The 19,541-nt window shown below is 69.9% G+C and carries 19 protein-coding genes; 8 read left to right on the top strand and 11 right to left on the bottom strand.

Features of this window, described 5'->3' with window-relative positions; genetic code table 11:
* Positions 1–205 precede the first annotated feature (205 nt).
* Together dapD and dapE are read left to right on the top strand one after the other, a co-directional pair.
* The gene (dapD, locus tag JOD31_RS07590) at positions 206–1,048 is read left to right on the top strand and encodes a 2,3,4,5-tetrahydropyridine-2,6-dicarboxylate N-succinyltransferase (protein ID WP_204949691.1); all 843 of its coding nucleotides are present in this window, start codon (positions 206–208) and stop codon (positions 1,046–1,048) included.
* A gap of 162 nt (positions 1,049–1,210) precedes the next feature.
* A complete protein-coding gene (gene dapE, locus JOD31_RS07595; protein ID WP_204950406.1) occupies positions 1,211–2,362 on the top strand; it encodes a succinyl-diaminopimelate desuccinylase in 1,152 nt (383 codons plus the stop codon).
* 12 nt (positions 2,363–2,374) lie between these two features.
* On the opposite strand, the gene JOD31_RS07600 is transcribed toward dapE, so the two are convergent.
* Positions 2,375–2,992, bottom strand: coding sequence for a glutathione S-transferase family protein (locus tag JOD31_RS07600; protein WP_204949692.1), 618 nt, complete (start codon positions 2,990–2,992; stop codon positions 2,375–2,377).
* Positions 2,993–3,121: 129 nt separating this feature from the next.
* The gene (gene mscL, locus JOD31_RS07605) at positions 3,122–3,550 is read right to left on the bottom strand and encodes a large conductance mechanosensitive channel protein MscL (protein ID WP_204950407.1); all 429 of its coding nucleotides are present in this window, start codon (positions 3,548–3,550) and stop codon (positions 3,122–3,124) included.
* A 171-nt stretch (positions 3,551–3,721) separates the two neighbouring features.
* On the opposite strand from mscL, the gene JOD31_RS07610 reads away from it, so the two are divergent.
* Positions 3,722–7,225: a PAS domain-containing hybrid sensor histidine kinase/response regulator gene (locus JOD31_RS07610; protein WP_204949693.1), complete on the top strand. Its 3,504-nt coding sequence runs from the start codon at positions 3,722–3,724 to the stop codon at positions 7,223–7,225.
* A gap of 323 nt (positions 7,226–7,548) precedes the next feature.
* Here the strand turns inward: JOD31_RS07610 and JOD31_RS07615 are convergent, their stop codons facing one another.
* Entirely contained in the window at positions 7,549–8,223 is a 675-nt protein-coding gene (locus tag JOD31_RS07615; RefSeq protein WP_428980902.1) for a response regulator, read from the bottom strand.
* 137 nt (positions 8,224–8,360) lie between these two features.
* On the bottom strand, positions 8,361–8,828 hold the full coding sequence (locus JOD31_RS07620) for a secondary thiamine-phosphate synthase enzyme YjbQ (RefSeq protein ID WP_204949694.1): 468 nt from the start codon (positions 8,826–8,828) through the stop codon (positions 8,361–8,363).
* Positions 8,829–8,923: 95 nt separating this feature from the next.
* Between JOD31_RS07620 and JOD31_RS07625 the strand changes: the two genes are divergently transcribed.
* Positions 8,924–9,880, top strand: coding sequence for an alpha/beta hydrolase (locus JOD31_RS07625; protein ID WP_204949695.1), 957 nt, complete (start codon positions 8,924–8,926; stop codon positions 9,878–9,880).
* 72 nt (positions 9,881–9,952) lie between these two features.
* On the opposite strand, the gene JOD31_RS07630 is transcribed toward JOD31_RS07625, so the two are convergent.
* From JOD31_RS07630 to JOD31_RS07640, 3 genes are all read right to left on the bottom strand, one after another.
* Positions 9,953–10,165, bottom strand: a complete 213-nt coding sequence (locus tag JOD31_RS07630) for a hypothetical protein (RefSeq protein ID WP_020187760.1) — start codon at positions 10,163–10,165, stop codon at positions 9,953–9,955.
* 75 nt (positions 10,166–10,240) lie between these two features.
* Entirely contained in the window at positions 10,241–11,053 is an 813-nt protein-coding gene (locus JOD31_RS07635; protein WP_204949696.1) for a creatininase family protein, read from the bottom strand.
* An 18-nt stretch (positions 11,054–11,071) separates the two neighbouring features.
* Entirely contained in the window at positions 11,072–11,719 is a 648-nt protein-coding gene (locus tag JOD31_RS07640; RefSeq protein WP_246482390.1) for a pyroglutamyl-peptidase I, read from the bottom strand.
* A 46-nt stretch (positions 11,720–11,765) separates the two neighbouring features.
* Between JOD31_RS07640 and JOD31_RS07645 the strand changes: the two genes are divergently transcribed.
* The 4 genes from JOD31_RS07645 (at position 11,766) to JOD31_RS07660 (ending at position 15,012) form a co-directional block, all read left to right on the top strand.
* Entirely contained in the window at positions 11,766–12,581 is an 816-nt protein-coding gene (locus JOD31_RS07645) for an ABC transporter ATP-binding protein (protein WP_204949698.1), read from the top strand.
* A gap of 96 nt (positions 12,582–12,677) precedes the next feature.
* Entirely contained in the window at positions 12,678–13,160 is a 483-nt protein-coding gene (locus tag JOD31_RS07650) for a MarR family winged helix-turn-helix transcriptional regulator (RefSeq protein ID WP_204949699.1), read from the top strand.
* Positions 13,161–13,309: 149 nt separating this feature from the next.
* Entirely contained in the window at positions 13,310–14,059 is a 750-nt protein-coding gene (locus tag JOD31_RS07655) for an SDR family NAD(P)-dependent oxidoreductase (RefSeq protein WP_204949700.1), read from the top strand.
* Positions 14,059–15,012 carry a DMT family transporter gene (locus JOD31_RS07660; protein WP_204949701.1) on the top strand — a complete coding sequence of 318 codons (954 nt, stop codon included), beginning with the start codon at positions 14,059–14,061 and terminating at the stop codon, positions 15,010–15,012. The genes JOD31_RS07655 and JOD31_RS07660 overlap by 1 nt, the downstream gene beginning before the upstream one ends.
* A 51-nt stretch (positions 15,013–15,063) precedes the next feature.
* On the opposite strand, the gene JOD31_RS07665 is transcribed toward JOD31_RS07660, so the two are convergent.
* The 4 genes from JOD31_RS07665 to JOD31_RS07680 form a co-directional block, all read right to left on the bottom strand.
* A complete protein-coding gene (locus tag JOD31_RS07665) occupies positions 15,064–15,951 on the bottom strand; it encodes an NAD(P)-dependent oxidoreductase (RefSeq protein ID WP_204949702.1) in 888 nt (295 codons plus the stop codon).
* Between the two features lie 9 nt (positions 15,952–15,960).
* A complete protein-coding gene (locus tag JOD31_RS07670; protein WP_204950409.1) occupies positions 15,961–16,806 on the bottom strand; it encodes a carbohydrate ABC transporter permease in 846 nt (281 codons plus the stop codon).
* Between the two features lie 211 nt (positions 16,807–17,017).
* Entirely contained in the window at positions 17,018–17,914 is an 897-nt protein-coding gene (locus tag JOD31_RS07675; protein ID WP_204950410.1) for a carbohydrate ABC transporter permease, read from the bottom strand.
* Between the two features lie 257 nt (positions 17,915–18,171).
* Positions 18,172–19,479, bottom strand: coding sequence for an ABC transporter substrate-binding protein (locus tag JOD31_RS07680; RefSeq protein ID WP_204949703.1), 1,308 nt, complete (start codon positions 19,477–19,479; stop codon positions 18,172–18,174).
* Positions 19,480–19,541: the final 62 nt, after the last annotated feature.

Below are 19,541 nucleotides of genomic sequence, written 5' to 3' on the forward strand. Positions count from 1 at the left end.
TCCCCGTCGTACTCCGGCTTGACCGGAGGACCCATCGTCGGCGTCGAACGCCACGTCGGACATGGATGGTCCGGTCAAGCCGGACCATGACGGCGGGTGGACGCACGTCGCGCGCGCCCTCGGAATCGCCTCCCCGATTGACAGCCCCGGCCGCGCGTCCCAAACGTCCGAACCCGTCTCATTCCCTCTCCGCGGAGCCCGCCCCATGAGCCATGCCGACATCGCCGCCGTGATCGACGACGCCTGGGAGCGCCGGGCGGAGATCGGCGCGACCACCACGGGGCCCGTGCGCGAGGCGGTCGAGCACGCGCTGTCGTCGATGGACAAGGGCCACCTGCGCATCGCGGTGCCGGAAAACGGCCAGTGGACCGTGCACCAGTGGGTCAAGAAGGCCGTCCTGCTGTCGTTTCGCCTGAACGACATGGCGCGCATTCCCGGCGGGCCCGGCCAGTCCGCCTGGTGGGACAAGGTCCCCTCGAAGTTCGAGGGCTGGGGCGACGAGCAGTTCAAGGACGCCGGCTTCCGCGCCGTGCCGGGCGCAATCGTGCGCCGCTCGGCCTATGTGGCGCCGGGCGTGGTGCTGATGCCGTCCTTCGTCAACGTCGGCGCCTATGTGGACAGCGGCACGATGGTCGACACCTGGGTGACGGTCGGCTCCTGCGCCCAGATCGGCAAGAACGTGCATCTCTCCGGCGGCGTCGGCATCGGCGGCGTGCTCGAGCCGCTGCAGGCCGGCCCCGTCATCATCGAGGACGACTGCTTCATCGGCGCCCGCTCCGAGGTCGTGGAAGGCGTGATCGTGCGCAAGGGCGCGGTGCTCTCCATGGGCGTCTTCATCTCGGCGACCACCAAGATCGTCGACCGGACGACCGGCGAGGTCTTCGTGGGCGAGGTGCCGGAGTATTCGGTCGTGGTCCCCGGCGCGCTGCCGGGCAAGCCGCTGCCCGACGGAACGCCAGGCCCCTCGCTCTACTGCGCGGTGATCGTGAAGCGCGTCGACGCCCAGACCCGCTCCAAGACCGCCATCAACGAGCTGCTCAGGGACTGAGGGCGAAAGCCCCCTCACCCGGCCCTGCGGGCCGACCTCTCCCCGCCGGGGAGAGATGAAGAACGGAGCCGCTTCCTTACCTCTCCCCAGCGGGGAGAGGTCGGCATCGCGTCAGCGATGACGGGTGAGGGGGCGCCTCGCGGGAGAACGCGTGCGATGTCCATCGACCCCCGAGATCCCGTCGCGGTCGCGCAGGCGCTGATCGCCTGCCGGAGCGTGACCCCGGACGAGGGCGGGGCCCACGCGCTGCTGGAGCGGCTGCTGGCGCCGCTCGGCTTCGAGATCCACCGCCCGGTGTTCTCCGACGAGGGCACGCCGGACATCGCGAACCTCTACGCCCGGCGCGGCGCGGGCGAGGCCTTCGTGTTCGCAGGCCACACCGACGTGGTGCCGCCCGGCGACGAGGCCCGCTGGAGCCAGGCGCCGTTCTCAGGGACGATCGTCGGCGACGAGCTCTACGGCCGAGGCGCGGTCGACATGAAGGGCGCGGTGGCCTGCATGGTGGCCGCGGTCGCCCGCGCGCTCGACGGCGGCGGGGACCTCGGCGGGCCGGTCGCCTTCCTCATCACCGGCGACGAGGAGGGCCCGGCGATCAACGGCACGGCGAAGCTGCTGGAGTGGGCGCACGCCCGCGGCGAGCGCTTCTCCGGCTGCCTGCTGGGCGAGCCCACCAACCCGCAAGCGCTCGGAGACGTCGCCAAGATCGGCCGCCGCGGCAGCCTGTCCGGCGTGGTGACGCTTCCCGGCCTGCAGGGCCACGTCGCCTACCCCCACCTCGCCCGCAATCCCGTCCGGGAGCTCGGGCCCGCGCTCACCGCGCTGATGGGCGAGCCGCTGGACGAAGGGACGGAGCATTTCGAGCCCTCGAACCTCGAGGTGGTCGGCGTACGCAGCGGGACCGGCGCGTACAACGTCATCCCCGGCGACGCCGCGCTGCAGTTCAACGTGCGCTACAACGACCTCCACACCTCGGCGAGCCTGATGGCGCTGATTGCGGAGCGGCTCGACGACGCCGTCGGCGCGGGCAACTACGCGCTCTTCTTCGAGCGGCCGAACGCCGAGGCCTTCCTGACGCCGCAGGGCCCGCTGGTCGAGACGATCTGCGCCGCCGTGGAGGTCGAGACCGGGCGTCGCCCGGCGCTCACCACCGGCGGCGGCACCTCCGACGCGCGCTTCATCAAGAGCTACTGCCCGGTGGTGGAGTTCGGCCTCGTCGGCCAGACCATGCACCAGATCGACGAGCGGGTGGCGGTGGCCGACCTCGAGACGCTGACGCGGATCTATCAGAGGGCGCTCGCGACCGCGTTCGGCTGAGCGGGCCGAGACTTAGCCGCCGTAGGCCCGCTTGTAGGCCGGCCGCGCGCTGAGCCGCGCGAGGTAGGCGTCGAACCTCTCGGGCTCCGGCAGCCGGCCCCAGCCGCGCGTCCACGCCAGCATCGCGCCCACCATCACGTCGGCGGCGCTGAAGTGGTCGCCCAGAATGTAGGGCGTGTTCGCAAGCTGCGCGGCGAGGCGGGCGACCGTCGCCTCGTAGGGCGGCCAGCCGATGGCGGAGGGCGGCGGCGGCTCGGCGCGCGGGAACGCCGCGTCGGCGAGCGCCGGCTCGAGGGCGGCCGCCATGTAGACGATCCAGTTGAGATAGGCCCCGCGGTCGGGGTGGCTCGGCGCGGGCGCGAGGCCGTCATCGGCCGAAGCGTCCGCCACATGGATCACGATCGCCGCGCTTTCGGTCACGACCGTCTCCCACGCGCCGTCCGGGCCGCGGTCGACGAGGGTCGGAAGCTTGCCGTCGGGGTTTAGCGCCAGGAACTCCGGCGTCTTGTGGGTCCGCGCCGCGAAGTCGTGGGCGACGATCTCGAAGCTCTCGCCGCTCTCCTCGAGCAGCCAGAGGATGCGCTGCGCGCGGGACTGGGGCGTGTGGTGGAGCACGAACCGGGCGGCCATGGCGAACCTTATGGATGACGAGAAAGACCCCGCGCCGCCCGGCGAGGCCGGACGGCGCCAGGCGCTGGCGTATCTGGCGCCGCCGCGGGGGCGATGGGCCTTCCTTGTGGACGCGGCGGCGCGGCCGCCTCAGGCGCGCGTCTGCTGGCCGGCCAGCAGGTCGCGGATTTCGCCGAGCAGCTTCACGTCCTGCGGCGTCTCGGCGACGGCGGCGGGCTTCGCCTCTTCCTTCTTCTTCAGCCGGTTCACCGCCTTGATGATGAGGAACAGGATGAAGGCGATGATCGCGAAGTTGATGGCGATGGTGAGGAAGTTGCCGTAGGCGAGCACAGCGCCCTGCTTCTTGGCCTCGACGAGCGAGGTGGCGGTCACCGCGGAGGACAGGCCAAGGAAGTAGTTCGAGAAATCCAGGCCGCCGACGACCGCGCCGATGATCGGCATGAAGACGTCGCCGACGAGGCTCTCGACGATCTTGCCGAAGGCCGCGCCGATGATGACGCCGACCGCGAGGTCGACGACGTTGCCCTTCATGGCGAATTCTTTGAATTCCTGAAGCATCGACATGTCTGACCCTCAACGCTGCGCCGGCCTTGGCCGAATGATCACTGGACGTTAGCGAAGGTTTGACGGAAGGCAAGGCGACGAAGTTCTTGACCGTCGATCCCGTTCCGGCGACCCCCGCCGGTGTAGGGTCGCCGCGTCGAACGTGAGAAGCCGGGAGACGAACGCGTGCAGGGCTGGATCATCGTCGCGGTCGCCGCCGCCTATCTCGCCCTTCTGCTCGGCGTCGCGGCCTATGGCGAAGCGCGCCGGCCGGCGTGGCTCGCCGGCCGCATACGTCCTCATCTCTACGCGCTCGGCCTCGGCGTCTACTGCACCGCCTGGTCCTTTGCAGGGGCGGTGGGCCTCGCGGCGAGTTCGGGCTGGACCTTCTTCGCCCTGACGCTCGGCGCTGTGGTCGCTATCGGCGCGTTCCGGCCGCTGGTCGCGCGGGTGGTCCGGCTCGCCAAGGCGAACAACATCACCTCGATCGCCGACCTCATCGGCGCCCGCTACGGCAAGAGCCAAAGGGTCGCGGGGCTTGTCGCGGTCGCCGCTGTGATCGGCGCGACGCCCTATCTCGCGCTGCAGCTCAAGGCGATCACCCTCGCGCTCGGAACGGCGCTGGGGCGCGACCTGCCGGTCGATCCCGCGCTCGCCGCCGCGCTCGCGCTCGCGGTCTTCGCCTGCCTGTTCGGCACCCGGCAGGTGGAGGCGACCGAGCGCCACGAGGGTCTGATGCTGGCGATCGCGACCGAATCGGTCGTGAAGCTCGGCGCGTTCCTCGCCGTCGGCGCTTTCGTGGTCTGGAGCCTGTTCGACGGCCCCACGGACCTCTACAGCCGAGCGTCCGCGGCGGGCGTGCTGACGCCCTTCGAACACGCGCCGTCGGCGGCCTCCTTCGCCGCGCTCGCGCTGCTCTCGTTCCTCGGCGCCTTCCTGCTGCCGCGCCAGTTCCATGTGACGGTGGTCGAGGCCCGCAACGCCGACGAGACCGCCACCGCCGCCTGGCTGTTCCCGTTCTACGCCGTGGCCATGAGCCTGTTCGTCGCGCCGATCGCCGCGGCGGGGCTCACGACCTTCGGAGCCGGGCGGGGGGTCGATCCGGACGCCTACGTGCTGGCCCTGCCGCTCGCCGCCGACACGCCCTGGGTCGCGGTGATCGCTCTCACCGGAGTGCTGTCGGCGGCGACCGCGATGGTGCTGGTCGAGAGCGTCGCCCTCGCCATCATGGTGTCGAACGACCTCGTCATTCCCGCCCTGCTGAAGGGCCCCGAGACCTCCCGGCCGGACATGAGCCGCCGGCTGCTGGGCTTCCGGCGGCTCGCGATCGTTGTGATCCTGCTTGGGGCCTACGCGGCGCACCGGCTGGCCGGCGCGGCGCAGCTGGCGAGCCTCGGCCTGCTGTCGCTGGCGGCGATCGCGCAGCTCGCGCCCGCCTTCTTCGGCGGGCTGGCCTGGCGGCGCGCAACCGCGCGCGGCGCGATCGCGGGTCTCTCCGTCGGGCTCGTCACCTGGGCCTGGACGCTGGCCCTTCCCGCTCTCGCCAGCCACTGGCCGGGTTCGACCGCGTTCCTGGACGATGGGCCGTACGGGCTCAGCTGGCTCGCGCCGCGCAGCCTGTTCGGCGCCGGCATGGCCGATCCGCTGGCGCACGGCGTGTTCTGGAGCCTGCTGCTGAACGCGCTCGCCTTCGTGCTCGTTTCCCTGCTCCGCGCGCCGTCCCAGATCGAGAGCCAGCAGGCGGAGGCCTTCTCGGACGGCGGCGCGCCGCCTGCGCCCGCACAGGCCGCCGGCAGCTTCCGCCCCTGGCGCTCGCGCGTGACGACGAGCGACCTCGTCCAGACGGTCGGGCGCTACCTCGGCGCCGACCGGGCCGACCGGGCCTTCGCTGGTTTCGCCCGCGGCCGCGGCGTGCCGCTGGAGCCGAAGGCGGAAGCCGACGTCCAGACGCTGCGCTTCGCCGAACACCTGCTCGCCTCGGCCATCGGCGCGGCCTCGTCCCGCCTCGTGCTGTCGCTTCTGCTCAGCCGCCGCAACGTGACGACCCAGGACGCGCTGCGCCTGCTGGACGACGCCTCCGCCGCCATGCAGTCGAACCGCGACGTGCTGCAGACCGCGCTCGACAACGCCCGCCAGGGCATCACCGCGATCGACGGCGACATGAAGCTGGTCGCCTGGAACCGCGAGTTCCGCGAGCTGTTCGACCTGCCGGAGCAGATGATCCACGCCGGCGTCGGCCTCGACGACATTTTCCGCTTCAACGCCGCTCGCGGTCTCTACGGCCCGGTGCACGAGGAGGAGTTCGTCGCCGACCGCATCCAGCGCTTCGTGGTGCGGCTGGAGACGCTGCGCACCCGCCTGCAGCCCTCGGGCCGCGTGATCGAGATCCGCTCCGCCCGCATGCCGGACGGCGGCGTGGTGACGACCTACACCGACATCACCGAGACCGTGAACGCCCAGCAGGCGCTGGAGCTCGCGAACGAGAACCTCGAGCGCCGGGTGCGCGAGCGCACCCGCGAGCTGACGCGCCTGAACCAGGAGCTCGCCCGCGCCAAGACGGTGGCCGACGAGGCCAACATCTCGAAGACGCGCTTTCTCGCGGCCGCCAGCCACGACATCCTGCAGCCGCTGAACGCCGCGCGGCTGTTCGCGACCAGCCTGGTGGAGCGGACGACGCCCGAGGAGGACTTCGGCCGGCTGTCGCGCAACGTCGACGCCTCGCTGGACGCGGTCGAGGAGATCCTCTCCGCCCTGCTCGACATCTCGCGGCTCGACACCGGCGCGATGAAGCCGGAGCTGTCGGTGTTCCGCCTCGACGAGATCACCGGCCAGCTCGGCCGCGAGTTCGCGCCGGTCGCGGCCGACAAGGGACTGAAGCTCGCGGTGGTGCCGACCAGCCTCGCCGTGCGCTCCGATCGCCGGCTGCTCCGCCGCCTGCTGCAGAACCTCGTCTCCAACGCCATCAAGTACACGCCGGCGGGCCGCGTCATCGTCGGCGTGCGCCGCCTGCCGGACAGCCGGATCCGGGTCGAGGTGTGGGACACCGGCCTCGGCATCGCCTCGGGCCAGCAGCAATTGGTGTTCCGCGAGTTCAAGCGCCTCGAACAGGGCGCTAAGGTCGCGCCGGGGCTCGGCCTCGGCCTGTCGATCGTGGAGCGCATCGCGCGCGTGCTCGACCATCCCCTGACGCTGCGCTCCAAGCCGGGGATGGGCTCCGTGTTCTCGATCGAGCTGCCGACCTCGGTGGCGCTGCCGGCGCCGAAACCGGCCGAGGGTCTCGTCGGCGCGCGCGGCGCCGCGCTCGTCGGCCTCGTGGTGCTGGCGATCGACAACGAGCCGGCGATTCTCGACGGCATGGCGACGCTGCTGAGCGGCTGGGGCTGCACCGCGCTGACCGCCGCCAACCAGCGCGAGGCCGAGGCGCTGATGCGCGCGCGCAAGCTGACGCCCGACGCGCTGCTGGCCGACTACCATCTCGACGAGGCGGACGGCCTGGAGGCGATCGTCAACCTCCGCTGGAAGCTCGGCCAGCCGATCCCAGCGATCCTGATCACCGCCGATCGATCGCCGGGCCTGCGTGAGCAGGCGGCGGAGAAGGACGTCCAGGTGCTGCCGAAGCCGATCCGCCCCGCCGCGCTCCGCGCGCTGCTCGCCCAGCTCCTCGCCCAACGCGCCGCGGCGGCGGAGTGAGCGATCGAACCGCACAGCGGCGTCAAGGCTGAGCGCGGGGATCCCTCCTCAAGCGGAGCTTGGGGAGGGTGGCCTTGGCGAAGCCAAGGTCGGGTGGGGCGTTCGACGTAGGGCGCTGCTGCGGCGGCGAGGCTTTGTCTGAACCCACCCCACCCGGCCGGGCTTCGCCCGTCCACCCTCCCCTTCCGGGGGAGGGACGCCCGCGCCCTAATTCGGAATCCCGCACTGCGCCATGACCCGGACATGCGAACGGCACCGAATCCGATTCGGCGCCGTCGCTTGGTCAGTCGCGTTCGCGGACGGCTGCGCCGCAGCCTAAACCGTCAGCTCGCAGCGCGCTCCGGCCACTGGCCGGCTTCGATCTTGGAGGCGGCGATCACCGCCTGGGTGCGGCTCTCGACGCCGAGCTTGGCGAGGATCGCGGACACGTGCGCCTTCACCGTGGCCTCAGAGACGCTGAGCTCGTAGGCGATCTGCTTGTTGAGCAGGCCCTGGCTGAGCATCATCAGCACGCGCACCTGCTGGGGCGTCAGCGTGCCGAGGCGGGAAACGAGCTTCGCGGTCTGATCGTCGGTCGCGAGCGACAGGTCGAGGTCCGGCGGCGTCCAGTTGTCGCCGGCCAGCACGACGCGCACGGCGACGCGCATCTGGGAGACGTCGAGGGTCTTGGGGATGAAGCCCGAGGCGCCGAAGTCCATGCAGCGGCGAATGGTCGCCGGGTCCTCGTTGGCCGACACCACGACCACCGGGATCGCGGGATACTGCGCGCGAAGGTACATCAGGCCGGAAAAGCCGCTGACGCCCGGCATCGTGAGATCCAGCAGCACCAGATCGAAGGAGGAATCCTCCTCGAGCGCCTTGGTGGCGGCGTCGAAGGATCCAGCTTCGACGATCTCGGCGGCCTCTTCCTTCACCGCTTCTTTGAGTGCGGTGCGGAACAGCGGGTGATCGTCGGCAATGAGCAGGCGGTACGCGGAGGGTTCGGCGATCGTCATCATGAAGTCGTCTTAGCGCCCCCGCCACACGGAAGTCGATGCGTTACGTCGTCCATGATCACATCTTCAACACGTTCGCAGCGAAAGACGCAAGATTTCGTTGCAGCGCGAAGACCTTCCTTCTGGCGATGACAGCGCTGTCATATCGCCGCCCCGATGAAATGCGTCACGATCTCCCGCTCATGCGGCCGATCGCGATGCTCGACGAGGTAGATTCCCTGCCAGGTCCCGAGCGTCGGCGCGCCTGCAATCACCGGAATCGAAAGCGAAACGCCGGTCAGCATGGTCTTCACGTGGGCCGGCATGTCGTCCGGCCCCTCGAGGTCGTGCCGCCAGCCGGCGTCGCGCGGCGCGAGCCTGTCCAGCGCGTCCACGAGGTCGTCGCGCACCTCCGGGCTCGCGTTCTCCTGGATGGTGAGGGAGGCGGAGGTGTGGCGCACGAACAGCGTGAGCAGGCCGTCTCCCGCGCGCCCTTCGCGCAGCGCGTCCGCCACGCGCGCGGTGACGTCGACGAGGCCCGGCCCGCGGGTGCGGACGGTGATTCGCGCGATGGACTGGTGCGGCGCAGCGCCCGACGAGACGCCGGCGACAGTCGATTCCTGGCTCATCGGCTGAATGTCGCGTCCTCCCGGGCTTGCGGAAAGGCCCCCGGCGGCGGTTTCCTCCCACTCCCCGCTGCGCCGCAAGCTTTCCGGACGCCACCATGACGCCCCTTCTGACGATCGACCCCGCCGCCTTCGCGCCCGACGCGGCTCCCGAAGGGACCGTCGCCCTGAACGAGCGCCTGATGGCGCAGGCGTCCGGCGCGCCGGACGCGTGGTCGATCGGTCCCGCCGCGGTGCGCGAGCGGCGCAAGCTGGGGCTGAGCCCGTTCATCGGCGAGCCGAAGTCGGCGCGGGCCGAGACCGTGACGATCCCGGGTCCGGGCGGCCCGCTTCAACTCCGCGTGATCGCGCCCCCGGCGCAGGCGACCGGCGTCTACCTCCACATTCACGGCGGCGGCTGGACCTTCGGCTCCGCGGACCAGGACGACCCGCGGCTCGATCGCTTCGCCGTGAAGCTCGGCCTCGTCTGCGTCTCGGTGGAATACCGGCTCGCGCCCGAGAACCCCTACCCCGCCGCGCCCGACGACTGCGAGGCGGCGGCGCTGTGGCTGATCCGCGAGGCGAAGCAACGGTTCGGGGCGGAGCGGCTGCTGATCGGCGGCGAATCGGCCGGCGCGCATCTCGCGGTCGTCACCCTGCTGCGGCTGCGCGACCGCCACGGACTGACGCCGTTCGCGCGGGCTAACCTCACCGCCGGCTGCTTCGACCTCGGCCTCACGCCGAGCGCCCGCAGCTTCCAGCCGAAGGGTCTCGTGCTCGGCGCGCGCGATCTCAGGATGTTCGTCGCCCAGTACCTGCAGGGGGGCGAGAACCGTCAGGCGCCCGACGTCTCCCCGCTCTACGGCGCCCTCGCCGGTCTGCCGCCTGCGATCTTCACCGTGGGCGGACGCGACCCTCTGGTGGACGACACGCTGTTCATGGCGGCCCGCTGGGCCGCGGCGGGCAACCCGGCGGAACTCGCGGTCTGGCCGGGCTCCCCGCACGTCCACGTGGCGCTGCCCGACCCGCAGGCCGAGCCGGCGTTGGCACGGATCGAGGCATTCTTGAAGGGGTGAGGCGGGACGCAAACGTGGGCTTCCAAAAGCCCGCGGACTCCCGCCCTCGTATCCCGGCCCTTAGAGGCGGATCTACGACGCCTTCGCCACCGTGGTGAGAAGCGTGCGGGCGACGTCGGCCGTGACGCGGCGGCGGTACTTCCGATGAACCAGCTGGCCGTTGTGGTAGACGTCGTGCTCCACATAGAGCATCTCGCCGTCCCAGCGCAGAACGTTGTCGCTCTCCGTGGTCTCGATCACCGCGAGACCCTGGATCAGCTGCCCCTCCTGACGAACGTCCTGCATGGCGGTCGGCCTCCTGTTCTTGAACCTTTTTCGGCGCCCATGGTGGGACGGCGCGCGGCGCTTGTCGAGCCGATCTCAGCGGTCGAGCGGCCCCTTCGCCAGCCGATCGAGCGCGAAACGGCGCACGTCGCGGAGCAACTCCACGAAGGCCGCCGCGCCGTGGTCGAGCGCGGCCTCGCCCGCTTCCGCCGTGGCGGCGGCCGCGTCGCCGACCGCGCCGGAGAGGTGGAGGTCCTGCGTCATCCAGCCGAATCCCGCCGGCGTCGCCGCGCGCAGCTGCGCGAAGTCGCGCTCCATGGCGTAGGTCGCGGAGCGGAAGTGCTCGGCGCGGTCCATCTGGACCAGTTCGGGACGCAGCGCGCGGATGACCGAGGTCTCGATCTCGCCGCCGTGGATGCCGTGCCGAAGCTCGTCGGCGGAGAACAGGCCCGCCGGATAGCCCAGCCGGTGCCAGCTGGTGACCACCGCCAGCATGCCGTGGGCGACCCGCAGGTTGCGCGCCACCACGTCGAGCGCGGACGTGTTGCCGCCGTGGCTGTTGAGCAGGATCAGCTTGCGCACCCCGGCGCGCGCCACCGACGCGCCGATCTCGGTCCACGCGCGGATCGTCGTCTCGGCCGACAGGGTCAGCGTGCCCGGAAACGCGAGATGCTCGGTGGAAGCGCCGATGGTCTGCATCGGCAGGACCGTGACGGGCAGATCCTCCGGGACCAGCGCCAGCGCCCGCTCGAGGTAGCCGTCGCCCAGCATGGCGTCGACGCCGACGGGCAGATGCGGCCCGTGCTGCTCGACGGCCGCCACCGGCAGCACGGCGATCCACGTCGCCACGTCGCCGTTGCGGAACTCCTCCGTGGTCATCTCGGTCCAGCGGCGGTGGGGCAGCGTCATCGTCGATCCTCGGCGGCGTCAGCTCTCCGCGGCTGAGGCCGCCGCGGAACGCCTGCTATGCAACAGAAGCGCGCGGACCGCACGCCTCATATCGTCCAAGGGCAGCGTCGGCCGGCCGCCCTGCGCCGCGGGCAGGCCCTCGGCCGCCTGCTCCGGCAGCAGCGGCAGGTGCAGGAACACGGCGTTCAGCCCTTCGACGCCGAGCGCAAGATAGAGCGTCTGGTTGCAAAGGTGACGGCCGGCGTCATCGGACAGCGCGACCGGCAGCCCTTCGCTCGCGAGTCGAGCGACCGCGCCCGCGAGGTCCGGCCAGGTGGCGACGCGCGTTTCGGGCCCGGCCGGATCGACCGGCCCCAGCGCGCCGCAACGTCCGCAGGCGTCGGGTGCGCGCAGGTCGCGATCGTTGCGGGCGATCCGTTCGAACAACAGGCCGGCGCGGCCGGCGGCCTGTCCCATGAGCAGGAGGTGGGTCGGTCGATGGGCGGCGAGCGCCGCGCGAAGGCGGCCGGCGACCGCCTCGGTGTCGACCGCGAACCGCACGAAGGCGACCGGCCCGCCCCAGAGCGCGGCCAGCGCCTCGCGCTCGTCCTCCAGGGCGTCGAGCAGGCGCTCGGAGCAATTCCAGCCACAGTCGAAGGCGCCGAAGGCCGTGATCAGCAGGCTCATGCCGCCAGCATAGCGAAGCCCGCGCCGCGTCGGCATAGTGCCGCCGATGACGCACAGTCTGCCGCCCACGCCTTTCGTCGCGCTCGAACGGGTCTCCAAGACCTTCGCCTCCACGAACGTGGCGCCGCGGGCCCGCGGGACCCACGCCGTTGGTCGCGAGATCGCGGCGCTCGACGGGTTCGATCTGACGGTCGGCGACGGCGAGGTGGTGGCGCTGCTCGGTCCCTCCGGCTGCGGCAAGTCCACCGCGCTGCGAATGATCGCGGGCCTGACCGCGCCGACCTCGGGCGCCGTCGTCTGGCGCGATCCGGCGGCGGCCGCCGACATCGGCATGGTGCTGCAGGACCCGACGCTCGCGCCCTGGTCGACGGTCGCGGACAATGTGCGCCTGCCGCTCCGGCTGAAGGGAATCAGCCGCACGGCCTCGGCGCCGCGGGTCGCGGAAGCGCTGGCGCGCGTCGGCCTCGCCGACAGGGCGGGGGCCTATCCCGGGGAGCTTTCGGGCGGCATGCGCATGCGGGTCTCGATCGCGCGGGCGCTGGTCGCCCGCCCCCGCCTGCTGCTGCTCGACGAACCCTTCGGCGCGCTCGACGAGATCACCCGCTTCAAGCTCAACGACGAGTTGCTCGCTCTGAAGCGGGAGCATGGATGGACGGTGGTGTTCGTCACCCACTCCGTCTTCGAGTCCGTCTATCTCGCCGATCGGATCGTCGTGATGACGCCGCGGCCCGGCCGCGCGGCGGATGAGATCACGGTGACGGCGGACGAACCGCGCTCCTCAGGCTTTCGGATGAGCCCGGCCTACGCCGCGCTTTGCCGGGGGGTATCGCAGGCGTTAGGGGCCGCAACCGATGCGGGATAAATAAATCGCGCGCCTCCGCCTAAAGAGTGAGACGCCGCAGTCGACTTTAAGAGGTCTCTCACGCATAGCATCGGTCGGGCGGCGAAGGCATATCCAATGAAAAGCCCTTATTCGAAGACCGTCGGTTACGAGCTGGTCCACGCGGCGCGGCTGCACCGGGCGCGCGCCGCGCAGCTTCTCAGCGAACTCGGCCTGTTCCCCGGGCAAGAGCAGGTGCTGACGCTGCTCGCCGACGAAGACCGCACGATGGGCGACCTCGCCATCCATCTCCGCGTCCGACCGCCGACGGCGTCGAAGACCGTCGCCCGCCTCGCCGCGCAATCTCTGGTCGAGCGACGGTCGGCGCCCGGCGGGGACGGCCGCGTGGTGCGGGTCGGGCTCACGGACGAAGGTCGGCGCCGCGCGGCGGCGGTCGAGGAGGTCTGGGCGAGGCTCGAAGGCGAGATGGTCGAGGGGCTCGACGGCAAGGATCGGAAGCGGCTCAAGAAGCTGCTCCGCAAAATGGGTCGGACCCTCGGCGGTCAGCTGGGCGGGGCGCCCGCGCCGGCCGAGGATCACGCCGAAGACGCCGACGAATAACCCTTTCCCGTCACAGGCGGGACGCCGCATGCGTGGGGCTCATGCCCCGACGCCGCCAACTGGACTTGTTCTTTTTTTCATCTCGTGAACATTTTTAGCCTCCGGTCGCGACGACGACAAGATCGGCCGACCCCGTTCGAGGACACGCCTTGGCCAACACCTATGATTTCGCCGACCGCGCCGCGGTCGTCACCGGAGGCGCGCGCGGCATCGGCCGCGCCGTCGCCGAACGTCTGATCGAAGGCGGCGCGCGCGTCGCGCTGTGGGACCGCGACGCGGCGAAGGCCGAAGAGACGGCCCGCGAGCTCGGGCCGGCCGCCATGGCCGTCGCCGTCGACGTGACGGACTACGGCTCGGTGGAACGCGCCCGCGACGCGACGCTCGATCAATTCTCCCGCATCGACGTGCTGGTGAACAACGCCGGGATCGCCGGCCCCAACGCCCCGACCTGGGAGTACGACCTCGACGCCTGGCGCCAGGTGATGGCGATCAACCTCGACGGCCCGTTTCACTGCTGCCGCGCGGTCGCGCCCGTCATGATCGGCCAGGGCTACGGCCGCATCGTCAACGTCGCCTCGATCGCCGGCAAGGAGGGCAACCCGAACGCCCCCGCCTACTCCGCCTCGAAGGCCGGCCTGATCGCGCTGACCAAATCGCTCGGCAAGGAGCTCGCGGCTCACGACATCGCGGTCAACGCCGTGACGCCGGCGGCCGCCAAGACCGAGATCTTCTCGCAGATGACCGAGGAGTTCATTGGCTACATGCTGTCCAAGATCCCGCGCGGACGGTTCGTCGAGGTGGAGGAGGTCGCGAGCCTCATCGTGTTCGCCGCCTCCAAGGAATGCTCCTTCACCACCGGATCCGTGTTCGACGTGTCGGGCGGCCGGGCGACCTACTGATGGCCGACGGCTCTCCGCGCTTCGCGGGCAATCTGGAGGCCACGAGCGAGGCGGCGCGCGCCGCGCGGCTGAAGGGCATCGGCCTGATGCTGGCGGCGCTCGCCTGCTTCGCGTGCCTCGACGCGATCGCGAAAACGCTGAACCACCAGATGCACGCGATCCAGGCGGTCTGGGCGCGCTACGCCTTCCACTTCCTGCTGGCCTTCGTCTTCCTGAACCCCTGGACCACGCCCGGCATCACGCGGACGAAGAAGCTGCCGCTGCAGATCGGGCGGGCGACGCTGCTGGTGCTCTCGACCGCCAGCAACTTCGTCGCCCTGAAGTACCTTCAGCTCGACGAAGCGATGACCATCACCTTCGCGACGCCGTTCGTGGTCGCGATCCTCGCCGGGCCGATGCTCGGCGAATGGGTCGGACCGAAGCGGCTCGCAGCCATTCTGGTCGGCTTCCTCGGCGTTCTGGTGGTGACCCGGCCGGGGCTCGGCGGGATCCATCCCGCCGCGGCGCTGTCGTTCCTCAACTGCCTGTTCTACGCGCTCTACATCATCACGACGCGCATGCTGGCGGGGCACGACGCCACCTCCACCACGCTGTTCTATTCGAGCCTGATCGGGGCCGCGATCGTGACGCCGCTCGCGCCCTTCGTCTGGATCTGGCCGACGTGGCAGGGCTGGATTCTGATGGTCGCGGTCGGCGGCTTCGGCGCGCTCGGCCACTACTTCTTCATCGCCGCGCACAGGCTGGCGCCGGCCGCCGTCCTCTCGCCGTTCATCTACACCCAGCTCATCGCCGCGGCGGCGCTCGGCTTCGTGATCTTCGGGCACGTGCCCGGCCTGTGGACGCTGGCGGGCGCCGGCATCGTCATCGGCTCGGGGCTCTACCTGCTCATGCGCGAGCGACGCGGCCGCGTGGTGAAGACGGCTGACATCGCCCCCGCCGGACCGGAGCGCTGACGCGGGGGGCGCCCGCATCTGTCCGGAGTCCGGCGGGAACGACGCCGTCCCTTACGCCTTCTCGATCGTCACGCCGTTCGCCTTCGCGACCAGCTCGGCGATCACCGGCACGTACTCGTCGCCGCGGCCCTGGCTGACCGCGTGGGCGAACATGTTCTTCACCGCGTTCGACAGCGGGTTCGACATCGCGAGGCCGTTCTCGAGCGACTCGAGGTAGAGGCAATCCTTCAGCGCGTTGCGGGCGGTGAAGCGGAACGCCTCGGTCTCGCCGTCGATCGCCGAGCGCATGAAGGTGTCGTAGTAGCCGTTCATCATGCGCGTCCCGCGCATCCAGGCGTCGAAGGTCTTCGGCGCGATGCCGGACTTGATGGCGACCGCCAGCGCCTCGGAGTAGAGCGCGCCGTAGCCCTGGGCGACGAAGTTGTTCACGAGCTTCAGCGTGTGGCCGGCCCCGAAGGGCCCGACGTGGACCACGTTCGAGGCGTAGGTCGACACGATCGGCTTCACCCGCGCGAAGGTCTCGGGATCGCAGCCGACCATGGTGTCGAGCTTGCCCTCCCACGCCTCGTTCGGCGTGCGAGCGAGCGGCGCGTCGACCAGCGTGACGCCGGTCGCCTTCAGCTCGGCGTGGAGCTTGGCGGTCGAGGTCGGGTCCGCCGTCGAGGCGTCGATCACGAGCGCGCCGGAGGCGAGGCGCCCCTTCAGGCCCGCCACCGCCTCTTCGACCTGCGGCGAACCGGTGACGCAGATGACGACCACGTCGGAGGCCTTGGCGAGCTCCTCCAGGCTCTTCGCCTCGCTCGCCCCGCGGCCGACGAGATCCTCGACGGCCTCGCGCTTGCGGTGGGCGATCACGGTGAGCGGATAGCCCTTCTCGACCAGGTTCTTCGCCATGCCGTGGCCCATGAGGCCAAGGCCGACGAAACCGATGCGTTCCATTCCCAAGGCTTACTCCTTCACGGCGCCGGTCATCGACGAGACGTAGTAGTCCACGAAGAACGAGTAGAGGATGACGACCGGGAGAGATCCGAACAGCGCGCCCGCCATCAGCGAGCCCCACTCGTAGACGTCGGAGCGCACGAGCTCCGTCAGCACGCCGGTGGGGATGGTCTTGCCCTCCGACGACTGGATGAAAGTGAGCGCGTAGATGAACTCGTTCCACGAGAGCGTGAAGGCGAAGATGCCGGCCGAGATCAGGCCCGGGACCGCCAGCGGCAGCATGATCTTGGTGAGGATCTGCCAGCGGCTGGCGCCGTCGATCAGCGCGCACTCCTCCAGCTCGTAGGGGATCGAGCGGAAGTAGCCCATCAGCAGCCAGGTGCAGAACGGCACCAGGAAGGTCGGGTAGGTCAGGATCAGCGCGAACTTGGTGTCGTAGAGCCCGAGCTTGAACACCATCAGCGCGAGCGGGATGAACAGGATCGACGGCGGCACGAGATAGGCGAGGAAAATGCCGAGACCGACGATCTTGGAGCCGCGGAAGCGCAGGCGCTCGATGGCGTAGGCCGCGAACACCGAGGCGACCAGCGACAGCGCCGTGGCGCAGACCGAGATGACGACGGTGTTCCAGAGCCAGTTCGGATAGGAGGTCTCGAACAGCAGGTACTTGATGTGGTCGAGAGTCGGCTTCACCACCCAGAACGGGCTGTAGTTGGCGTAGTCGGTGAGCTGCTCGTTCGGTTTGATGGCGGTGATCGCCATCCAGTAGAACGGGAACAGCAGGACGAACACGAACACGGCGAGCGGAATGTAGATCGTGACGATCTTCCGCGGCAGCTTGTCGTGAAATCCCATGCCGCCTTCGTCGGCGGCCTTGGCTTTCTTCGCCCGAGGCGCGTCGGCTGTGTGGGCGGCGGTCATGAAAGCCTCGAAGCTGGCTGCGTCAGCCCGGCCGCAGCGAAGCGCAGAGCTGGGATCGTGCGTCGCGAGGGGCGCTTAAATCTGAGGACGATCCCGGCTCTGCGCAGCTGCGCCGCTTCGGCCGGGATGACGAAGATCGGGGCCATCAGTCCGCCCCCCCCTGCTGCCACTTGCGGCGCTGCAGGCCGAAGTAGCTGAACAGGATCGCGCCCAGCAGGAACGGGATCATGGCGACCGCGATCGCGGCGCCTTCGCCCAGGTTGCCGCCGGGGATGGCGCGCTGGAACGACAGCGTCGCCATCAGGTGGGTGGCGTTCACCGGCCCGCCGCGGGTCAGCACGTAGATCAGCTGGAAATCGGTGAAGGTGAAGAGCACCGAGAAGGTCATCACCACCGCGATGATCGGGGTGAGCATCGGCAGCGTGACGTGGCGGAAGCGCTGCCACGAGGTGGCACCGTCCAGCGTCGCCGCCTCGTGCAGCGAGGGCGAGATGGTCTGCAGGCCGGCGAGCAGCGTGATCGCCACGAAGGGAATGCCGCGCCAGACGTTGGCCGCGATCACCGAGGCGCGCGCGGCCCAGGGATCGCCGAGGAAGTTGATGTTGTGGTCGATGATCCCGAGCTGGATCAGCGCCCAGGACAGCACCGAGAACTGCGCGTCGAAGATCCACCAGAAGGCGATCGCCGACAGCACGGTGGGCACCACCCACGGCAGCAGCACGATGGCGCGGAAGAACGCCTTGAACGGCAGATGCTCGTTCAGGATCAGCGCGAGCCAGAGGCCGAGCGCGAACTTCAGGATCGACGCCACGAGCGTGTAGAAGATCGTGTTGAAGACCGACAGCAGGAAGACGCTGTCCTCCATCAAGAGCTCGTAGTTCTCGAGCCCGATCCAGATGCCGTCGCGGCCGATGGTGGTGTCGGTGAAGCCGAGATAGACGCCGAGGCCGAGCGGATAGGTCAGGAACACGAGCAGCAGGATCGCCGCCGGCAGCATGAAGACGAGGCCGAGCAGGTGCCGGCTGTGCGCGATCCGCGACATCAGCGAGCGCTTTGCGGCGGGATGGGTCAGGTGATCTGCGGCGGCGGTCATGCGTGTCGCCTTGCCTTCAAGCGGGAAGAAGAAGCTCCGTCATGGTCCGGCTTGACCGGACCATCCATCTCGGGCGTCGCGCTCTGCGCCTGAGATGGATCCTCAGGTCAAGCCGGAGGATGACGGCGCGTTTGATGGTCTGGGCGATCCCGGATCGGCCCGATGGGCCGTCCGGGATGATGTTCGTCGTCAGGCGCGAACCTAGATCACGTCCGGTAGTAGCGCTCGGCGCGCTTGGCGGCGCGCTTGACCGCCTCTTCCGGGCTCCGCTGGCCGGTAACGGCTTCGGCGAACATGTCGACGAGCACGTAATCCGCCATGAACCCGGCCGAGGCGGTGCCGAGCGGGCCGGCGTAGCCGTTCGGACGGAGCGTCTCCGAGGCGACGGCGTAGGGAGCGGCGAGCGGATCGGCGGTCCACACCGGGTTGTTGGCGTAGCCTTTCAGCGTCTGGCAGCAATAGCCGCTCGACTGCGTGACCCACTCGGCCATCTGCGCCTCGTCGTACATGAACTGCATGTACGCCTTCACCGCGTTCGGGAACTTGGTGTACTTGAACGCAATCAGCGTCGTGACCTGGAACAGCTCGACCTTCTTGCCGACCGGACCAACGGGGAAGTTGGTGGTCTTCAGATCCGCCGCCATCTCGGCGAGCTTCGGATCCTTCTTGGTGGCGTAGGCGAGCGAGATGCCGTTCGCCGTCATCGACACTTCGCCCGCGAGGAACGCGCGGTTGTTGTTGACGTCGAGCCAGCTCTCGGTGCCCGGAATGAAGGTCTTGTAGAGCTCGGAGGCGTACTTCACCGCCGCGATCGTCTCGGGGCTGTCGAGCACGACCTTGCTGTTCTCATCGACCACCTGGCCGCCGTGGCTCCAGAGCAGCCAGTGCGCGTAGTTGTTGCCGTCGCCGACGCCATGGCCATGGGTGAAGCCGGCCGGATGGTTGATGCCCTTCAGCGCCTTGCAGAGCTCGAGGAAGCCCGCGGTGTCCTTCGGGAACTCCGAAAAGCCCGCCTGCTTCGCCCAGCTGTCGCGGTAGCACACCGCATTGCCGATGACCGCGAGCGGCAGACCGACGAACTTGCCGCCGCTCTGGGCGTAGGACGCCGGCCCCTCGTACCAGCCGCCATGGGCCGAGCCGATCTGGCCGGCGATGTCGCTGACGTCCAGCAGCTTGTCGGGATACTGCTGCGGGTCGTCGAACCAGACGAACATGATGTCCGGGCCCGAGCCGACGTTGGCGGCGACCGCCGCCTTGGGACGGATGTCCTCCCAGCTTTCCTTGTCGATCCGGACTTCGACGCCGGTCGCTTCCGTGAACTTCTTGGTGTTGGCGATCCAGGCGTCCTCGTCGCCCTTCACGAAGGGAGACCATCGCAGGACGCGCAGGCTGGCGCCCTTCTCCGGCTCGATCTTGGCCGTCGCGCTTTGCGCGAAGGCGGGCATGCCGCCGATCAGAGAGGCAGCGCCCAGGCCGGCGCCGGTCGCGAGCACGTCGCGTCGGGTAAACTTCATCGGTTCCTCCTTGGGACGTCCGCCGATCGTTCTTGAGCGCCGGCGGTGCGTCGGAAAAAGAC

It is taken from the genome of Methylopila capsulata, assembly GCF_016907975.1.
Classification (GTDB): Bacteria; Pseudomonadota; Alphaproteobacteria; order Rhizobiales; family Methylopilaceae; genus Methylopila; species Methylopila capsulata.

Coding starts and splice junctions, on each gene's coding strand:
- JOD31_RS07645 (WP_204949698.1), top strand. CDS start 11,766: ATGACGCACAGTCTGCCGCCCACGCCTTTCGTCGCGCTCGAACGGGTC.
- JOD31_RS07600 (WP_204949692.1), bottom strand. CDS start 2,992: ATGGCCGCCCGGTTCGTGCTCCACCACACGCCCCAGTCCCGCGCGCAG.
- JOD31_RS07650 (WP_204949699.1), top strand. CDS start 12,678: ATGAAAAGCCCTTATTCGAAGACCGTCGGTTACGAGCTGGTCCACGCG.
- JOD31_RS07620 (WP_204949694.1), bottom strand. CDS start 8,828: ATGAGCCAGGAATCGACTGTCGCCGGCGTCTCGTCGGGCGCTGCGCCG.
- dapD (WP_204949691.1), top strand. CDS start 206: ATGAGCCATGCCGACATCGCCGCCGTGATCGACGACGCCTGGGAGCGC.
- JOD31_RS07635 (WP_204949696.1), bottom strand. CDS start 11,053: ATGACGCTGCCCCACCGCCGCTGGACCGAGATGACCACGGAGGAGTTC.
- JOD31_RS07630 (WP_020187760.1), bottom strand. CDS start 10,165: ATGCAGGACGTTCGTCAGGAGGGGCAGCTGATCCAGGGTCTCGCGGTG.
- JOD31_RS07665 (WP_204949702.1), bottom strand. CDS start 15,951: ATGGAACGCATCGGTTTCGTCGGCCTTGGCCTCATGGGCCACGGCATG.
- JOD31_RS07625 (WP_204949695.1), top strand. CDS start 8,924: ATGACGCCCCTTCTGACGATCGACCCCGCCGCCTTCGCGCCCGACGCG.
- mscL (WP_204950407.1), bottom strand. CDS start 3,550: ATGCTTCAGGAATTCAAAGAATTCGCCATGAAGGGCAACGTCGTCGAC.
- JOD31_RS07680 (WP_204949703.1), bottom strand. CDS start 19,479: ATGAAGTTTACCCGACGCGACGTGCTCGCGACCGGCGCCGGCCTGGGC.
- JOD31_RS07615 (WP_428980902.1), bottom strand. CDS start 8,223: ATGATGACGATCGCCGAACCCTCCGCGTACCGCCTGCTCATTGCCGAC.
- JOD31_RS07670 (WP_204950409.1), bottom strand. CDS start 16,806: ATGGGATTTCACGACAAGCTGCCGCGGAAGATCGTCACGATCTACATT.
- JOD31_RS07660 (WP_204949701.1), top strand. CDS start 14,059: ATGGCCGACGGCTCTCCGCGCTTCGCGGGCAATCTGGAGGCCACGAGC.
- JOD31_RS07675 (WP_204950410.1), bottom strand. CDS start 17,914: ATGTCGCGGATCGCGCACAGCCGGCACCTGCTCGGCCTCGTCTTCATG.
- JOD31_RS07640 (WP_246482390.1), bottom strand. CDS start 11,719: ATGAGCCTGCTGATCACGGCCTTCGGCGCCTTCGACTGTGGCTGGAAT.